The 16,883-nt window shown below is 71.9% G+C and carries 13 protein-coding genes and 1 pseudogene; 7 read left to right on the top strand and 7 right to left on the bottom strand.

The genetic code is table 11. The annotated features are described in order from the left end of the window. Window positions 1-220 precede the first annotated feature (220 nt). Complete coding sequence (locus tag ACGH7X_RS40940) at window positions 221-1,486, top strand: hypothetical protein (protein ID WP_399896223.1); 1,266 nt, start codon at window positions 221-223, stop codon at window positions 1,484-1,486. Here ACGH7X_RS40940 and ACGH7X_RS40935 read toward each other — a convergent pair. Beyond that, window positions 1,476-3,599, bottom strand: a complete 2,124-nt coding sequence (locus ACGH7X_RS40935) for a tetratricopeptide repeat protein (RefSeq protein ID WP_399896220.1) — start codon at window positions 3,597-3,599, stop codon at window positions 1,476-1,478. The genes ACGH7X_RS40940 and ACGH7X_RS40935 overlap by 11 nt on opposite strands. Window positions 3,600-3,904: 305 nt before the next feature. Here ACGH7X_RS40935 and ACGH7X_RS40930 point away from each other — a divergent pair, with 305 nt between their 5' ends. Then, window positions 3,905-4,999 carry a polyprenyl synthetase family protein gene (locus ACGH7X_RS40930; protein ID WP_399896217.1) on the top strand — a complete coding sequence of 365 codons (1,095 nt, stop codon included), beginning with the start codon at window positions 3,905-3,907 and terminating at the stop codon, window positions 4,997-4,999. Between the two features lie 297 nt (window positions 5,000-5,296). Further along, window positions 5,297-6,226: a trypsin-like serine peptidase gene (locus ACGH7X_RS40925; RefSeq protein ID WP_399896214.1), complete on the top strand. Its 930-nt coding sequence runs from the start codon at window positions 5,297-5,299 to the stop codon at window positions 6,224-6,226. An 18-nt stretch (window positions 6,227-6,244) separates the two neighbouring features. Here ACGH7X_RS40925 and ACGH7X_RS40920 read toward each other — a convergent pair whose 3' ends face one another. Both ACGH7X_RS40920 and ACGH7X_RS40915 read right to left on the bottom strand, forming a co-directional pair. Next, complete coding sequence (locus ACGH7X_RS40920; RefSeq protein WP_399896211.1) at window positions 6,245-6,514, bottom strand: WhiB family transcriptional regulator; 270 nt, start codon at window positions 6,512-6,514, stop codon at window positions 6,245-6,247. Beyond that, window positions 6,514-6,945: pseudogene (locus ACGH7X_RS40915) on the bottom strand (oligopeptide/dipeptide ABC transporter ATP-binding protein); the annotation flags it as partial. The pseudogene ACGH7X_RS40915 and the gene ACGH7X_RS40920, both read right to left, overlap by 1 nt. Between ACGH7X_RS40915 and ACGH7X_RS40910 the strand changes: the two are divergent. Beyond that, on the top strand, window positions 6,908-7,930 hold the full coding sequence (locus ACGH7X_RS40910) for a HAMP domain-containing protein (protein WP_399896208.1): 1,023 nt from the start codon (window positions 6,908-6,910) through the stop codon (window positions 7,928-7,930). The pseudogene ACGH7X_RS40915 and the gene ACGH7X_RS40910 sit on opposite strands and share 38 nt — an antisense overlap. A gap of 78 nt (window positions 7,931-8,008) precedes the next feature. Here the strand turns inward: ACGH7X_RS40910 and ftsH are convergent, their stop codons facing one another. From ftsH to ACGH7X_RS40895, 3 genes are all read right to left on the bottom strand, one after another. Beyond that, window positions 8,009-9,958, bottom strand: a complete 1,950-nt coding sequence (gene ftsH / locus ACGH7X_RS40905) for an ATP-dependent zinc metalloprotease FtsH (protein ID WP_399896205.1) — start codon at window positions 9,956-9,958, stop codon at window positions 8,009-8,011. A gap of 62 nt (window positions 9,959-10,020) precedes the next feature. Beyond that, entirely contained in the window at window positions 10,021-10,464 is a 444-nt protein-coding gene (locus ACGH7X_RS40900; protein ID WP_399896202.1) for an SPW repeat protein, read from the bottom strand. 167 nt (window positions 10,465-10,631) lie between these two features. After that, window positions 10,632-11,246, bottom strand: a complete 615-nt coding sequence (locus ACGH7X_RS40895; RefSeq protein WP_399896200.1) for a hypothetical protein — start codon at window positions 11,244-11,246, stop codon at window positions 10,632-10,634. Between the two features lie 388 nt (window positions 11,247-11,634). Between ACGH7X_RS40895 and ACGH7X_RS40890 the strand changes: the two genes are divergently transcribed. Then, window positions 11,635-14,460 carry a LuxR C-terminal-related transcriptional regulator gene (locus tag ACGH7X_RS40890; protein ID WP_399896197.1) on the top strand — a complete coding sequence of 942 codons (2,826 nt, stop codon included), beginning with the start codon at window positions 11,635-11,637 and terminating at the stop codon, window positions 14,458-14,460. 102 nt (window positions 14,461-14,562) lie between these two features. On the opposite strand, the gene ACGH7X_RS40885 is transcribed toward ACGH7X_RS40890, so the two are convergent. Then, on the bottom strand, window positions 14,563-14,934 hold the full coding sequence (locus ACGH7X_RS40885) for a response regulator (protein ID WP_399896194.1): 372 nt from the start codon (window positions 14,932-14,934) through the stop codon (window positions 14,563-14,565). 385 nt (window positions 14,935-15,319) lie between these two features. On the opposite strand from ACGH7X_RS40885, the gene ACGH7X_RS40880 reads away from it, so the two are divergent. After that, window positions 15,320-15,832, top strand: coding sequence for a lysophospholipid acyltransferase family protein (locus tag ACGH7X_RS40880; RefSeq protein WP_399896191.1), 513 nt, complete (start codon window positions 15,320-15,322; stop codon window positions 15,830-15,832). Further along, window positions 15,816-16,859: an SAM-dependent methyltransferase gene (locus ACGH7X_RS40875; RefSeq protein ID WP_399896188.1), complete on the top strand. Its 1,044-nt coding sequence runs from the start codon at window positions 15,816-15,818 to the stop codon at window positions 16,857-16,859. Before ACGH7X_RS40880 ends, ACGH7X_RS40875 begins: the two co-directional genes overlap by 17 nt. The last annotated feature ends 24 nt before the right edge of the window (window positions 16,860-16,883 follow it).

Raw genomic sequence — 16,883 nt, 5'->3', positions numbered from 1 at the left:
TTCGCCGAGTTGGGGCTGCCAGTACTGCCGTGGAATCAGGCACTGTCGACGCGGGTGGATCTCGCGATCTCGGCAAGCTTTGGTGGTCAACTCGCACTACTTAAAGGCAAATTGTCCATCCTTTCCCATGGTGTCGGATATACTAAGAAACTCCGGGGGCCGGGGGCCGGGGGCCGGGAGCCGGGAGCCGACGTTCGGTCTGTCTCCGGAGTGGCTGCTGGTGGACGGCAAGCCGTTCGTCGACGGTCTCGTGCTGTCCCACCCGGAACAGGTGGAGCGGTTGCGGCGTGTCTGCCCCGAGGCCGTGGAGGCTTCGGTCGTGGCCGGGGACCCCTGCTTCGACCGCATGCTCGTCGCCCGTGCCCACCGGGACCGATTCCGGCGCGCGTTGGGCGTCCGGCACGGCCAGCGGCTCGTGGTGCTGAATTCCACCTGGAACCCCGAGGGGTTGTTCGGCAGCGGCGACAGAGACGTCCTGCCCGGCCTGCTGCCGCGGCTGACGGCCGAGTTGCCGGCCGACGACTACCGACTGGCCGCGGTGCTGCACCCCAACATCTGGTACGGGCACGGGCCGGGACAGATACGTGCGTGGCTGGACGAGGCGCGCCGCCGCGGCCTCGCCCTGGTGGATCCCGTTCACGGCTGGCGCCAGGCCGTCCTGGCCGCGGACGCCGTGGTCGGGGACTTCGGTTCGGTCTCCTACTATGCGGCGGCGCTTGGCGTACCGGTCCTGATGGCGGCCGACGGGCACGCCAAGCTCGATCCCGAGACTCCGCTCGCCTCCTTCGTCCGGCACGCCCCGCGACTGGACCCGCACGGCTCCTTGCGAGGGCAGGTGGAGCGATTGTTGGCCGAAGCACGCCCCGGGGCCGACTCGGCGGAGGGGATCACGTCGGTTCCAGGAGCGTCGGCGAGGCTGCTGCGGCGGCATTTCTACCGCCTGATGAATCTGTCCGAGCCGTCGGCTCCCGCTCTGCTCGAGCGGCTGTCGCTGCCCGCGTACGACCCCCCGCACCGCACGGCACCGCTACGGGTACGGACCCGCGTCGACGGCGCGGGCGTGGAGATCGAGCGGTCTTCCGTACTCTCCTACGGGGCACGGGGCGATGTCCATGTCGCCGTGCACGAGGACACTCGGGATCCTGCCGCCCTGGAGACCGCCGACCTGATCGTGCGTGACGGACTGCCGGATGACCCCCGCCTGGGCGGTTGGCACGGGTGGACGGCGGATGTCGTGCGCAGCTACCCGCAGTGCGCCATGGCGGTGTTCGTGAGCGGCCCCGACACGTGTGCCGTGCGGACCCGTGAAGGCGATGTGTTCCAGCTGTCGGCGGGCACGGGCGCCGACCTCGATCCGGCGGCGTACGCCTCGTCGCTGTACGCATGGCTCTCGGCCGGCGGCCACGTGCCCCGCGAGGGTGTCACGCTGCTGGTGCGCACCGCCGGTCATGCTCATCCGGTGCGGGTGGTGCCCCTCACCCGGTAGCCCCGCAGCGCTCCCGCAGAGCGGCGAGGTACTGGTGGTGCGGCACGGCCGCCGGGTCGAGCAGCCGTTCCGCCTCCGTGATCCGTGTCAGCGCCTCGGTGTTCCGGCCGTCGTCGTGCAGCGTCTCGGCGAGGTCCGTGAGGGCCCGTGCCATGTTGTAGGACTCGCCTTGCCGCTCGAAGAAGTCGACCGCGGTCCGAAGCAGGTTCTGTGACTCCTCCAGCCGACCCATGCCGCGCAGGGCGCGCCCTCGGTGGCGTTCAACCAGCGCGAGAGCACGGGGGAGGTCATCGGCACCTTCTTGGCCGGAAGTGATCCGTTCGTAGATGCTCTTGGCCTCGGTGAAACGCTCGTACGCCGAAGGGTGGTCCCACTGGTAGAGGCGGAACAGACCCATCATCTCGACGGCGGACGCCTCCCCGCGCAGGTGTCCCGCCGCCCTCTCGCAGTCCACCGCGGCGAGCGCCGCGCGGTCCGCCTCCTCGCGGCGCCCCAACTGGTCGAGACAGTGCGCCGACTGGAAGTGCAGGGCACCCGCCATGCGCGTGCGAGGCTGATGGGTGTCGGCGGAGCGCGTCGCGATGCGCAGGGCCGGCAGCACGTCGTCCCAATGGCCCGCCTTCAGCTGCAGCGGCCACAGGGCGCGGGCCAGGCGAAGCACCGTGGTGGTGTGCTGGTACTCCTCGGCCAGGGAGACCGCTCGGACGATGTTGCCCGCCTCGGCCACCAGGACGCGCAAGCCCTCCGACTCGTCACCGTACGGGGTCCCGTCCGACGGCGCCGGTTCGGTGCGCCAGCTCTGCGGGAGGGCGGCGTGGGCGGCATGCAGGGCGCGGTTCAGTACGGCGTCCAGGCCCCGCCTGACGGAGGCCGAGCACTCCGCGATGCCGAGTTCCGGGCCTGCGGTGTCCGAGAGGTGGCGGCGTACCTCGGGCCGGAAGCGGTGACGTCCGTCAGCCAGCGGGTCCAGCAACTGGGCGTCGACCGCTTCCGTGAGCATCCCGGCGGCCTCCTGCTCGGTCACGTCAGCGACGGCTGCGGCCAGGTGGGCGTCGAGGCCGGGCCATGCGCCCAGTGCCGCGAGCCGGCACAGGCGCGCGGTCGGTGGCCGCAGACGACCGGTGGCGTGCTGAACCGCCTCGCGTACGGGATCGGGGCTGCCGGGGCCGGCCGACGGCAGGGGGCCGGCGGGCCGCTCGCCCTGCAACTGCGTCGCCGTGGCCCTGAGCGCGAACGCGTTGCCGGCACACTGGCCGAGAAGGTGCGGCATTCGGGCCTGTGCCCGGGCGACCTTCTCCCGCCCTGCCAGGGCCCGCAGCATCCGCACCGCGTAGCGATCGCTCAGCGGCTCGACCTCGACGCGTTCGGCCTCCAGGGCGAAGGGCTGTCCTGAGACGACCACGAGCAGGAAGACACCGGGTGTCGAGGGTGTGAGGCCACGCACCTGGGCCAGCGACCTCGCGTGGTCGACCACCACCAGAGCCTGACGGCCCGCCATGAGGCTCCGATACAGCTCTTCTCGGCCCCTCTCCGTGGAGGGGAGCTGCCCGGGTTCGACGACCATCTGCCGCAGAAGCCGCGACAGGACCGCACCCGGACCCGGTCCGACGTCCGTCGACGAGTCCCGCAGGTCGACGTAGAACTGCCCGTCCGGAAACCGGGCGTGATGCTCGGCGCCCATACGCAGCGCGGTCGCGGTCGTGCCGATGCCAGGGGGCCCGTGGAGCAGCGCGACCCGCGGCCGACCGTCGGCGGGGCGGGTCGCTTCCCTGGCCAACTGCCGTAGAACCTTGTCGCGGTTGGTGAAGTGGCGTGGGGCGGGCGGCAGTCCGCTCCCCCGGGCCAGTATCGGCGTTCCCGAACGGCCCTGGACACGCAGGAGCAGGGCCCACTCGGCGGCCAGCCGAGGGTCCTGTCCCAGACGCGCGTGCAGCAGGCCTGCCAGTGCCGCCTGTTCCTCCGGGACGGACGGCAGCGGCGTCCGACGCCCCGTGGTCCTTCGCACCAGAGTGCCTGTCGACAGCAGGAGTTGTTTGCCCATCTCCCCCGCGGCGCCGTTGCCCACGGACATGAGAAACGCGGTCAGCGCGCTGAGCGCCACAACCTCCAGCACTTCGGCCCCCTCCGCTCCCCGATCCGGCCCTGGCCGGACTGTATCCCCGCACCGACAACCCGGGGGAACATTTCAGTCGAGAGCACGCGCCCGGATCCTGTGCCTCCGCGTCGCGTCCGCAGGGTGCTCGCGGACCCAACGCGTACGGCCCCGTCCTTCGAGGCGACTGACCCCGCGGGGCCGAGACACCTCAGTCCTGCGGCGGAGCGGGACTGCCCGAAACCGGCCACACGTGTGCCTTACACTCAGGACCGCCACCGGGCAACGGCCGCTGAACTCCCGGCCACCCGCGCCGAAGGGACAGCATGAGTACCACCCGAGCCCGCTCCGGGACGGCTCTGCACGCGGCCGACGTCGATGCGGTGCTCCGGGAGTACTTGGCCGCCCGTCGGGCCGAGGCCGAGACGATCAGTCCGGCCTACGCGTCCGCGGTCGCCCAGCTGGAGAGCTACGTGCTGCGCGGGGGCAAACGCGTTCGGCCGGCTTTCGCATGGCTCGGCTGGGTCGGCGCCGGCGGCGACGGGGCCGGGAGCGAGGCCGAGGCGGTCCTGCGCACCGGCGCGGCTCTGGAGATGTTCCATGCCTACGGGCTGATCCACGACGACGTCATCGACGCGTCCTCGACCCGCCGGGGTGCTCCGGCCGCACATGTGATGTTCGCCGACCAGCATCGGGCCCACCGCTGGCGCGGCGACGCGGAGATGTTCGGCACGGGTGCCGCGATCCTGGTCGGAGACCTGGCCCAGTGCTGGGCCGACGACATGGTCCGCACGTCCGGTCTGCCGATGTCGGCGCAGCAGCGGGTGGCTCCGGTGTGGTCAGAGCTGCGCACCGATGCCCTGTGCGGTCAGCTGCTCGACCTGACCGCCGAAGCGGCAGGCGCCGAGGACCTCGGCACGGCACTACGCGTCAACCGGTACAAGACGGCCTCCTACACGGTGGAGCGCCCGCTGCACATCGGTGCCGCGATAGCCGACGCCGACGCCGAACTCATCGCCGCCTACCGCGCGTTCGGCGTCGACCTCGGCATCGCGTTCCAGCTGCGCGACGACCTGCTGGGCGTGTTCGGCGCCCCCGAGGAGACCGGCAAGCCGTCCGGCGACGACCTGGCCCAGGGCAAGCGCACCGTCCTGTTCACCGCCGCGCTCCAGTACGCCGACGACCAGGATCCGGACGCGGCGGAGTTCCTCAGGGCCAGGATCGGGACACGGATCTCCGACGAGGACCTGCGCACGATGCGCGGCATCATCACCGACGTGGGCGCGGTGGAGCACGTGGAACGCGACATCGCCGCCCGCACAGAGCGTGCCGTCGCGACGCTGCGGGCGAGCGGCGCCACCGACTCCGCGAAGGACCAGCTGACCGCCATGGCGATCAGCGCGACACAGCGGACCTCGTAACACTCTCGCGTCGCCCGCCGACGACCGCTTTCGAACTGGCCCGGGACGGGCACGACGCGATCCTTACCGATCGCTGACAGGATCCCTATCTCGGCCGCCTACGCTCCGCCCATGCCCAAGACACCCCGCCGCTCAGGCGTCCATCTCGGCCGGACACGCGGCAACGTTCGGCACCAAGCCGCCTTCTCGATGGCGGCGTTGGCCGCCGCCGTCGCCGTCTTGTCCCTGCCCGCAGGCCCCGCTGCGGCAGCTCCACCTAGCCTGTCCGTCACGGGCGGCTCCGGTGGCTCCGGTGGCGTGGCAGGCCATCCGCAGGCCGTCACCCCGGCACAGCAGCGGACCGTGCTGGACTACTGGTCCCCACAGCGCATCGCGGCCCTCACCCAACCGACCTCCGACAACCCGCCCACCAGCGGTCCGGACGGAGCCCCGTGGACCGGTTCCGACACCCTGAGCCGGACGGTGGGCCGGCTCTTCTTCACCGATCACGGCGAGGACGCCAGTTGCACCGCCACCGTCGTCGACAGCGCCAACCGCAGCACCGTGGTGACGGCAGCGCACTGCGTGAACAGCACGGACCTGCTCGGCGAGGACAATCGGTGGACGGACAACGTGATGTTCGTCCCCGGATACCGCGACGGCCGCGCGCCTTACGGAAAGTTCACCGGCCGGCTGGGCGTGGCCGATGCCACCTGGTTGAGGAACGACCAGATCGACTCACTCACGTACGACGCCTACGACCAGGCGTTCATCGTGCTCAACACCGACAGCCGGGGCCGCCGGGTGCAGGACGCGGCCGGCGCCGCCCAGCGCATCGGCCTCGACCGGCCGGGCGCCGGGAAGGTGTACGAGTTCGGCTACCCGCGAGCCTCCTCCGACCCGGCGCGGGAGGGCCTGCCGGAGTACACCGGCGCCCGGCTCGCCTTCTGCGCGGGCGCGGGACGCGAATACCCCGGCACGCCCGACTTTCCCGAGCCCAGGGGTCAATGGGGCAACGCCTGTGTGATGGGCGGCGGCTCCAGCGGCGGTCCCCGCATCGCCGGCTTCGACCCCGCGACCGGACTCGGCACAGTCGTCGGCGACAACACCCAGAGCGGCTTCTTCTCCGGCGCGGGCGAGGCCTGCGACTACGACGACCCCGCCTGCACCCGCCATCTCGTCGGGCCGCAGTTCACCACCGCGATCACCGGCCCCCTCTACCGGGCCGCCGCCCGGCACACGGGCTGACCATCGGCGGGCGACGGCTCAGGCCCGGATCGCCCGAGCGGCGCGGTGATGCAGCAGGCGGCGGTCGCTCTCGCTCGTTCCGCCCCAGATGCCGTGGATCTCCCGGGCCTCCATCGCCCAGCGCAGGCAGGGCCCGGAGACAGGACACACACGGCACACGGCCTTGGCGTCCTCGATCTGCGTCAGGGCCGGGCCGGTGTCACCGATCGGGAAGAACAGTTCGGGGTCTACGCGGCTGCAGGCGCTCTCTGCCCGCCAGTCGGTGGTGGAGAGGAAGTCTCGGTACATCAGGGCCTCGCCAAGGGATCGTTGAGACGCGTCTCAGGAGGAATGGTCGGGACGTTCTCCTCGGCGGCGAAGAGGCAGGCGGAGGGGTGTGCCGCGAGGCCGGCGAGAGAGCGTGGGACGGTTGGGACGTCGAGCACCGGTGTCTCGTGGGCGCACCGGTCCTGTGCCTTCCAGCAGCGGGTCCTGAAGCGGCAGCCGGAGGGGACGGCGGTCGGGGACGGCACGTCGCCGGTGAGGATGATCCGCCGGCGGTGTTCCCGGGCCTCCGGGTCGGGCACCGGTACGGCGGACAGCAGGGCCTGGGTGTACGGGTGCGTCGGGTGGTCGTAGATCTCGGCGTCGCGGCCGGTCTCCACGATCCGCCCCAGGTACATCACCGCGACCCGGTCGGAGATGTGCCGGACGACGGACAGGTCGTGGGCGATGAAGATCCGTCGCGGCGACCCCGCCGCCCGCTCCCTGGCTCAGGCGACCGAGGGCAAGCGACGCGTCGACGCGCTGCGGGACGAGTTCCACCGGTACATGACCGACGAACCTGCCCAGCTCGCGGAGCGCACGGACGCCGCAGGGGCCAACAGTCGCCAGGCGGTGCTGGCCGCTGCCCTGGGACTCGCGGCTTCGACCGGGCTGTTCGCCGTCTTCACCCTGCTTCAGCACCGTGCGGTGGTCAGGCCGGTGCGCAGGGCGGCGGCAGCGGCTCAGGAACTGGCGGGCGGTGACCTGGGTGTCCGGGTCGCCCCCAGCAGGATCGCGGAGATCGGGGCCCTGGGCACGTCCTTCAACAGCATGGCCGCCTCGCTCCAGGACAGCCGTCGACGCATCATGGAGAGCACCGAGGCCGTGCACCGGCGTACCGCCCGGGACCTGCACGACGGGGCGCAGCAGCATCTCGTGGGCCTGATGATCGGACTGCGGCTGGCGCGGGAGTTGCTCCCCGACACGGAAACGGCCGCGATCGACCTCCTGGACCAGTCGATCGACAGCGCGCAGTCGGCCGTCAACGAGCTGAGGGAACTGGCCTCCGGCATCTACCCGCTGGTACTGACGGTCAAGGGTCTGGTGCCCGCGGTGCGGGACCTGGCATCCCGGTGCCCGGTGGCGACGGTCGTCGTGTGCGAGAACGAGCGCAGGATCTCCTCCACGGTCGAGTCGAACGCGTACTTCGTGGTGGCCGAGGCCGTGACCAACGCGGTCAAGCACGCGCGGGCCTCCCGGATCGACGTCCTCGTGGAGTTCGGCGAGAAGCTGCGCATCAGAGTCGTCGACGACGGGATCGGCGGCGTGGACAAGGCCACCGCCGGCAACGGGACGACCGGTCTGGCGGACCGCGTGGCGGCCTTCGACGGCAAACTGGCCATCGACTCACCGCCCGGCGGCGGCACCACTCTCCAGATCCAGATCCAGATCCGGGACTGAACCGGCCGTACCCCGCCGGGCGCGTACGCGCCCGGCGGGGTACGGAAAGCGTGTGCGGTCACCAGGCCCGGCGGCCGCTCACGCCTCGTGCTCCTTGGCGAGGGACACGACCCCGGCGATGCGGTAGGCGTCCGCCTCGTCCAGCGTCTCGTGCTCCAGCAGGCCGGCGGCCAGGTCGTCCAGGCGGTGCCGGTTGTCCTCGAGGGTCCGGCACGCCTCGGCGTAGCAGTCGTCGACGATGCGGCGGACCTCGGTGTCGACGAGATCCAGGGTGTGGGGGGCGGCGGACATGCCGTAGGGCTGCTGGGAGTCGGCGGGGAGCACCGACAGGCGTCCCACCCGCTCGCTCATCCCCCACCGCGTCACCATGCCGCGAGCGAGACCGGTGACCTGTTCGAGGTCGCTCTCGGCGCCGGTGGTGATCACCCCGAAGACGACGCGCTCCGCCGCCATGCCGCCGAGCGCGCCGATGATCCGGCCGCGCAGGTACTCCTCGGTGTACGCGTACTTGTCGGCGTCCGGCGTGGACAGGGTCACGCCGAGTGCCCGGCCGCGCGGCACGATGGTGATCTTGCGGACGGGGTCGGCACCGGGCTGGAGCATGCCCAGCAGGGCGTGTCCGCTCTCGTGATAGGCGGTGCGCCGGCGCTCCTCCTCGGGCATCACCAGGGGACGTTGCGCACCGAGCTGCACCTTCTCCAGGGCGTCGGACAGGTCGCGTCCGGTGACGCGTTCCTGGGCGCGCCGGACCGCGAACAGGGCCGCCTCGTTGGCGAGGTTGGCGAGTTCCGCGCCGGTCATGCCCGGCGTCGTACGGGCGACCTGGGCGAGGTCGACGTCGGTGGCGAGCGGGATCTCGCGGGTGTGGATGCGCAGGATGGCCTCCCGGCCGCCGCGGTCGGGCGGGGAGACGGTCACCACCCGGTCGAACCGGCCCGGCCGGGTCAGCGCCGCGTCCAGGATCTCGGCCCGGTTGGTCGCGGCGACCACGACGACGCCGTCCGAGGCGGTGAAGCCGTCCATCTCGGTGAGGATCTGGTTGAGGGTCTGCTCGCGCTCGTCGTGGCCCCCGACGGCCGAGCCGGTGCGGGAGCGGCCGATGGTGTCGATCTCGTCGATGAAGACGATGGCCGGCGCCACCTTGCGGGCCTCGGCGAACAGCTCCCGTACCCGGGAGGCGCCCACGCCCACGATCATCTCGATGAACTCGGAGGCCGAGGCGGAGAAGAAGGGCACCCCGGCCTCACCCGCGACCGCCCGCGCGAGCAGCGTCTTGCCCGTGCCGGGAGGGCCGGCGAGCAGCACGCCGCGGGGCATCTTCGCGCCCAGGCGGCGGTAGGCGTCCGGACGTTTGAGGAAGTCGACGACCTCGCTCAGCTCGCCCTTCACCTCGTCGATGCCGGCCACGTCGGAGAAGCTGGTCCGCCCCTGTTCCGCCTCGACGGGCTTGGGCGGCTTGCGGCGCAGCACTCCGCCCGCGCCGCCGAGCCCGCCGCCCGCGCCCGCTTTGCGGGCCACGAACACCCAGACACCGATCAGCAGCGCGGTGGGCAGCAGCGACACCAGCAGCGACTGGCCGAGGCCCGGCCCCTGCGACACCGGCGAGGCGGACACCGAGACCTTGTGCGCGGTGATCTCGCGCCACAGCCGGCCGGAGTCGGCGAAGGCCGGCTTGTACGTCTTGAACTTCACGTACGTGGTGCCCTTCTCACCTCCGGGCATCTCGCGGGCCTTCTTCAGCGTGCCCTGGATCTCCGAGCCCCGCGAGTAGACGGTCTTGACGTTGCCCGCGTCCAACTGCGCGGTGAAGGCCGTGTAGTCGACGGACGTGATGCCGTCCCCGCTCATGTTGTTGTAGAGCAGACCGGTCCCGAAGTAGATGACGAGGAAGATCACGACCTGTACCAGGCAGCCGTTGCGCCGGCGCCGGCCGTCCGGTGCCGGCTGTCCCCCCGGTGGTCCGCCCGGCACTCCTTCGGTGCGCCACGGTGCCCGCGGGTCGTTTCGGGGTGGTACGGGTGCGGCCATCGGACTTCTCCTTGAGGGGAACGCGGGGCCCGCCGACGGGACGGGTGGGTGCGGAATGCGGACTACGGGACGCGGTTGGCGCGGCGGACCAGGGCCGCGGACACCAGGCCGAGGACCAGTGCGAGGACGCCGAACACCACCCCGGCGACGGCGGCGCCGCGGCCCGGGGAGGTGTGGGCCACCGCCCAGGGCGCGAGAGCCATCCACAGTCCGGTCACGCCCAGGGCGGCGCTCAGGCCCGTCATGCGCTCCGGAGCCACCGTGAAACCGGCGGCCAGGGCGCAGATGGCGCAGCCCACGACCAGGTCGTGCACCGCGAGGTCGTGGTGCGTGTCGGCGAAGCCCAGTACGTACGGGGACACGGCGTAGAACAGACCGACCAGGAAGACCGGCCCGTTGATCAGCGCCACGTCGTTGTCGCTCAGGACCCGCAGGCGGCGCGGCCGCGTTCCGAGCCCGTCGGGAGGCAACGCCGTGTCGTCCCGACCATGGGTGAAGCCTGGCACCTGGGGACTCCTCACTCGCCGTCCGCGACGGACCGCGTATGGACAGGCTGACGGCGGCACCGGAACCGCACATCACACATGTGAGTGATTCGAGCTGATGACGGGGTGCGGACCTCCGCCGCACCTGGCAGCCCGGCGTAGGTGTCGAGGGCGGACGTTGCCCCGCCTCAGTCGATCGCGCGCAGGGTGCGGGGACCCCGTCGCGCGGCGGCGGCGGCCTCGGTGACGCCGGTGGCCATGAGCACAGCGCCGCCGACGTGGGCCGTCTGCGCCGGGGAGGAGAAGGGGAACGCGGTCATGAACAGACCCGCCGAGACGATCACCGCGTTCAGCAGGTCGTCGTACACGAACACATGACTCACCGAGGGCGAGGTGACGGAGACGGCCATGGTGAGTCCCCGCAGCAGCCAGCCGCAGCCGGTCGACACCGCGAGCAGGAACACGCTGTCGGCCTGGCCGTGGAAGAGGGCCACGCCCAGCAGCAGGACGGCGAGGCCCCCGGCGCACAGCAGCCCCCGGACCGTGTTCGACGCCTTGGAACGATGCACCGCGAGCAGTTGCAGTACTCCCTGAACGACCATGTGCGCCCCGAAGAGCACTCCGGCCGTGGCCACCGTGCCGACGTGCGCGACGATCAGTACGCCGCCCACGGTGGCCGAGATCAGGGCACCGGCCAGCATGGTCGCCCGGGTGAGGACGCCGCCCGGCCCGGCGACCACGCGGCCGCCGGGACGGCCCGTAGGGTGCGGGGTCTCCTCCCGTGGGGTTTCCAGCTGCGTCATGTCCACTTCCTGTTCGTCGGTGATCTCCGGACGGGGCACCATGCTTCGTCCGGGCCTGTACCGGGGTCTGTCATGTGCTCCCTCGGCTCTTCTCGGGACTCCCCTACACTTTCTACTGGGCACACCCCACCCCGGTTCGCCGCACGGAGGCATCGCGGGCAACCGACACACAAACGTCGGGTTGTCCCTACACCCGAACCTGAGGTGTGCCCCGGGACGCATCGGGTGTCCCTGACAGTCACCGGACGCGACACGGACACACCCTGGTCCCGACCGAGGACATCACACATGTGAGCCGACCACGGGTCCGTGGCCCACCGGCCGGCTCGTGACCACCGTACGGAAGCGGCGCCCGGTCGTACGGCCCACCGATCCACTGGAGGCTGCCTTGACCCGGGCCACTGGCATTCCGCCGACGCCGGGCGGCACTGTCCTCGTGTCGTCGGCCGTCTCGCGCGGGCACGGGGCGCAGCGGCAGCACCTTCGTCAGCGGGTGCGGGGGCTCGTGCACCACCGCGAGGGCGGCGTGCTGTGGATCGAGGGCCCCGCCGACGCGGGCAAGTCCCGCCTGCTGGCGGAGGCCGCCGAAGAGGCGGCCGCGGCCGGTGCCCTGGCGCTGACCGGGAGCGGTGTCGCGGGAGGCGGCCTGCCGCCGCTGACGCCCCTGATCGACGCCCTCGCCCCGCTGTCCACGACCCCCGACACCGAACCCGGTTCGCCGTACGAGTCGATGCGACGGATCGAGGACCGTCTGCGGGCCCTCGCCCATGGCCGGCCACTCGTCGTCGCCCTCGACGACGTGCAGCACTGCGACGACCTGACCCTGCGCACGGTACGCACACTCACCGCGCGGCTCGCCGGACTGCCGCTGCTGTGGGTCCTCGCCTCACGGTCCCATCTCGACGTGCCTGCCGTGGAGGCGCTGCGCTGCGCCCTGCCGGCCGAGCGGACCTCCCGGCTCCAACTCGAGCCCTGGGAACCGGACGCCGTACGCCTGCTGGTCGGGGACCTGCTGGGGACGCGGGCCGGGGAGGCGGAGCCGTATCTGCCGCTGCTCGGCGGACTGCCGGGGGCCGTCCGGCAGCTGTGCGCACTGCTCGCCTCCGAGGAGCCCGGCCCGGTGCGGGACGTCGGTGCCGGGCGCGACCCGTTGGCGCGGGACGTCGTCGCCCGCAGGCTCGATCGGTTGACGCGGACCGCGAAGGACCTGGTGCTGACCGCCTCCGTGCTGGACGCGGCCCTCGGGGTACGGCACCTGTGCCGGCTGCTCGACAGCCGCGAATCCGCAGTGCTGCGACCACTGCGGGAGGTGCTGGCGGCGGGTCTGATGCGGGCCGACGAGGACCGTCTCGCCTTCGCGCACTCCTCAGTGCGTGACGCGGTCGCCGCCACGCTGCCCCCGCCGCTACGCCGGTCCTTGCGCCGGCGCTCGGTCGACCTGCGGCTCGCGGAGGGCACGTCCCCGGCGATGCTCGCGGCCGAGGTAGCCGAACTCGCCGAGCCCGGCGACGAGCGCGCCCTGCGGGTCCTGGAGAGCGCCGCTCAGGAACTGGCGCCCTTCTCTCCGTCCGGTGCGGCGACGTACCTGCGCCGCGCGGTGGACCTCAGCCGGACCGACCCGCCCCGGCGGTTGCGGCTGGCCGCCAGGCTGGTGCCCCTGGTGTGGGAGACCGGCGAGCCCGACGAGGCCCGCGCCCTGGCCCGCGAGGTACTCCAAACGCCGCCGGACGCGGTCACCCACGCCCGGGTGTGCCTGGAACTGGTCCGGACCGGCGGACCGTTCCCGGTGCCCCACGCCGAGGCGCACCTGCGCCGGGCGCTGCACCACCACGACGTCCCGCTCGCGGTGAAGGATCAACTGCTGTCGACGACCCTGCTGAACCGTCTGCTGGCGGGCGAGGCCGAGGAGGCCGGCGGAACGGTGGCCGGTTCCCTGATGCGCGCCCGGGGCACACACCCTCTGAACGATCTGACACAGCGCGCCCTCCGGTCGATGAGCGCCTGCCACCGGCAACGCTGGACCGAGGCACTCGCGCACAGCGAGCCGGTGCCGGCGAAAGCGGCCGAGCTGGACCCGGCATACGGACCCGCCCTGCCCGAGGTGGTGCTGTCGACGGCCTGGCGGGCCGCGCTGCTGGGCCTGTCCGGTGCCGGCCGGGCCGCGGCGGTCCTGGTGGAGGACGGTATGGCCGACGCGCGACAGCGGGGCCGGCGGGCGTATCTGCCCCTGTGGCGCACCGCGCGGGCCCGGCTGCTGCTGGACGGCGGCCGGTTGGACGAGGCAGCACGGGAAGTGGCGGCGGCCGGCCCCGGGGCGCAGGCGCCGGGGCCGGCCGCCGCGAGCGATGCGGCGCTGGCGTGCACCCGGGCCCGGATCGCCTTGCACACCGGCGACGGCGCCGAGTTGGAGGCGTGCGCCGCCCTGGCGGAGCATCTGCTGGCCGGGGACGACCCCCAGTCCTACCGGGCCGGAGCATGGATCGCGCTGCTGACCGCCGGGCAGCGGGACCGGGCCCTGACGCGGCACCGTCTCGGGGCGGCCGCCGACCACCTGCGGCGCGGCTTCCTCCACACCACCTGCGTCGACGCCGGTGACGTGGTATTCCTCGTGGCCGCCGCGCTCGACTGCGGCAGCCGTGAGGTGGCCGCCGCGGCGGTGGACTTCGCCGAGGAGCGGGCCGGCCTCAACCCCGGCATTCCTCTCTTCGCCGCCGCGGCCTCGCACGCGCGGGGTTTGTTCGCGCGGGACGCGGAGCTGCTCGCCGGGGCGGCGGACGGTCACGGCGACGCCCGCCCCCTGCTGCGGGCCCGTGCCCTGGAGGACGCCGGGGTGTGCTCCCCGGAGGGCGCCGGCGTCGCCCTCTCCCGCTTCGAGGAGGCGCTGCGCCGCTACGAGGCGTGCGGGGCGGAAGGCGACGCGCGGCGGGTGCGGGGCAGGCTCCGCGCGTTCGGTGTCCGGACGCTGCCCGCGGCGGGCACCGCCGTTCCCACCGCGGACTTCGGGTGGCGCGGACTGAGCAGGTCGGAACTGGGCGTGGCCCGTCTGATCGCCCACGGCGCCACCAACCGGGAGGCCGCACAGCGGCTGTTCCTGTCCCCGCACACCGTGAACACGCATCTGCGGCACGTCTTCGAGAAGCTCGGGATACGTTCCCGGGTCCAGTTGGCCCGCCTGTACGCACGGGAGATCGACTCCACGGGCGCGTCCGCCTGACGACAGGCGGCGCCGTCGATCCGTTCCGAGGAGGCGGGGCCCTCACGGTGCCGGTGCCCGTCGTCCGAACCGCCGGCCGGTGCCGCATCGGGCGACATCTCTTCAGTCACAAGCACCGGAGGCGGCGAACATGCCTCGCAGATCGGCGTCGAACAACTTGTCCTTGGCGACGAAGCACTCGATGCCCACGCTCTCCAGTTCCTCCTGCGACCACAACGATCTGTCGGTCGAGGTCAGCACGATCCGCGGCGGGTGGGCCTCCTCGGTCAGCCGGCGGGCCACAGTCACTCCGTCCAGGTCGGGCAGGTGCAGATCGAGCAGCAGTCCGTGGGGGCGGTGTGCCCGCACCGCGTCCAGAGCCGAGGCACCGTCCCGGGACTCCGCCACGACACGCAGTCCCCGTGCCGTCAGCAGCATCGTGGCGATGCGGCGGAATCCGGGGTCGTCGTCGACGACGACGATGTTGATGCACATGGTCTCAGCATGCACAAGAGTCCGGTGGGCGGACCATAGGGGGAGCCCTACGGTTTGTGTATCACTCACGCACGGGGGTGCCCGCACCCGTGGCCGCGGTCGGACGTGCGGCGGCCCGCTCGATCAGGGCACGGGTGCAGGTCGGCCTCGCCCTGTCCTTGGCACGACGACATGCCGAAGCGGGGAGAAACATGTGGTGAATCTTCTCAACATGTGTGTGCGTCTGCCGTAGTCGGCAGGCCGCGGGCCACAGCGACAAACAGGTGGTATATACAAGAGTGTCCCGCGCTCGTACCGGATCCGGAGCCCTCCTGCCAGGTCCGGGTAGCTGACTCACATTGGGAAATGTATGCCGGACCGAAGAATCGGAATCACCTATCGGGCGATGGCCGCGATCGCGCGCCCGATCGTGCTGCTGCTGTTCAGACGGGAGTGGGCGGGTGCACACCATTTTCCCCCCGCGGACGGGTTCATCGCAGCGGTCAACCACAACTCGTACATCGATCCGGTGGCCTACGGATACTTCCAGTACGCCGCTGGACACCCGCCGCGCTTCTTCGCGAAGGCGGGCCTGTTCAAAGGGGCGTTCGGGCGGCTGATGCGCGCCATGAAGCACATTCCCGTCACGCGCGGCGGGGCGGGCGCGCTGGAGGACCTGTCCCGTTTCCGTGACCGGGAACCGGGACCTGAGGTCTGGCGGGAGGCCACGGAGGACATCATGGCGGCGATAACGTCCCTGCTCGCCGAGATACGCGGGCTTCCCGCACCGGCCACCGCCGAAGAGCGACGAACATCTTCAGGGCGCCGCGGCACCCCGCCCCCGTCGTCCCGGGTGCCGAACTTCGAGTCAGAGCCGATCAGGCGAGGAAACAGGAGTGACAGTGAACGTCGACCGTGAGCACGACCAGCGGGTCGAGAGTATGCAGGCCGCGATGGCGGCACGGTCCGTGATGAAGGGCTGGGCCGAGGGACTGGAACTCATCGAGCTGGTCCGGGCAACCCATCGCGCGGGGTGGCTCGAGGACTTGCGCGGCGACACCACCGCGGCCGAACTGGCGGCCGCGCACAACACCTCGGCGGAGCAGGTCTCCGACGTCATGGCGGTGCTTGTCCCGGCCGGCGTGGTGCGGTCCGGAGAACGCGCTGCCTCCTTTCGGCTGAGCCCCGACTTCGACGCGCTCGTCGCCGGAGCCTCCGGCGTCGAGATGACGACCGTGCTCGGTGCCGTGGAGCTGGCGCGAGGCCAGGTGGCACAGGCGGTGAAGCCGATGGGCCGGGCCCCCGGTATCGACGGTGACCAGGCGCTGGTCATCGCCCGCGACTGGGGGGTGCGGCCGTCACCGGCCTCCCGGCAGGTGATCGGGATGCTTTATGACGTGGTACCGGAGTTCAAGGCGCGGCTGGAAGGTGGCGGCCCGCTGCTCGACGTGGGATGCGGCGTCGGAGGGGCGATGCTCACCGCACTCACGCTCTTCGGCCGACTCCACGCCGTCGGTGTCGAGATGGTCCCGGAAGTGGCCGCCGAGTGCCGCCGTCGCGCCGAAGCCGCCGGTGTCGCCGATCGCGTGGAAATCCGAGCCACCGACGCCCGACAGTTGCGCGACGAGTCGACGTTCTCCGTTTCCTTCTGGGCCCAGCCGTTCTTCTCCCAGGACGTCCGGGCGGACACCCTTGCCGCGATCTTCCGCGCTCTGCGTCCGGACGGTCTGTTGCTCGTGCAGGAGCTCTTCCCACCGCAGACCACACAGGACGAGCCCACGGCCCGCGCCCGGCTCGACCGGCTCTTCTTCACGCAACGGCACATCCCCTACGGGCTGTCCGCCGAAGAACTGGCCGCCGAGGGGAGTGCGGCCGGGTTCCAGGACGCGCAGGTCGCCGACAGTCCGCTGGGAAGGCTCGTACTCATGCGCAAGCCTGGCTGCTGACGGCACTCACACCGACTTCTCCGA

The organism is Streptomyces sp. BBFR51 (genome assembly GCF_044591655.1).
Taxonomy (GTDB): domain Bacteria; phylum Actinomycetota; class Actinomycetes; order Streptomycetales; family Streptomycetaceae; genus Streptomyces.
This window is presented reverse-complemented; position numbering and strand designations above follow the sequence as displayed.

Coding starts and splice junctions, on each gene's coding strand:
- ACGH7X_RS40880 (WP_399896191.1), top strand. CDS start 15,320: ATGGCCGCGATCGCGCGCCCGATCGTGCTGCTGCTGTTCAGACGGGAG.
- ACGH7X_RS40910 (WP_399896208.1), top strand. CDS start 6,908: ATGTGCCGGACGACGGACAGGTCGTGGGCGATGAAGATCCGTCGCGGC.
- ftsH (WP_399896205.1), bottom strand. CDS start 9,958: ATGGCCGCACCCGTACCACCCCGAAACGACCCGCGGGCACCGTGGCGC.
- ACGH7X_RS40885 (WP_399896194.1), bottom strand. CDS start 14,934: ATGTGCATCAACATCGTCGTCGTCGACGACGACCCCGGATTCCGCCGC.
- ACGH7X_RS40930 (WP_399896217.1), top strand. CDS start 3,905: ATGAGTACCACCCGAGCCCGCTCCGGGACGGCTCTGCACGCGGCCGAC.
- ACGH7X_RS40895 (WP_399896200.1), bottom strand. CDS start 11,246: ATGACGCAGCTGGAAACCCCACGGGAGGAGACCCCGCACCCTACGGGC.
- ACGH7X_RS40920 (WP_399896211.1), bottom strand. CDS start 6,514: ATGTACCGAGACTTCCTCTCCACCACCGACTGGCGGGCAGAGAGCGCC.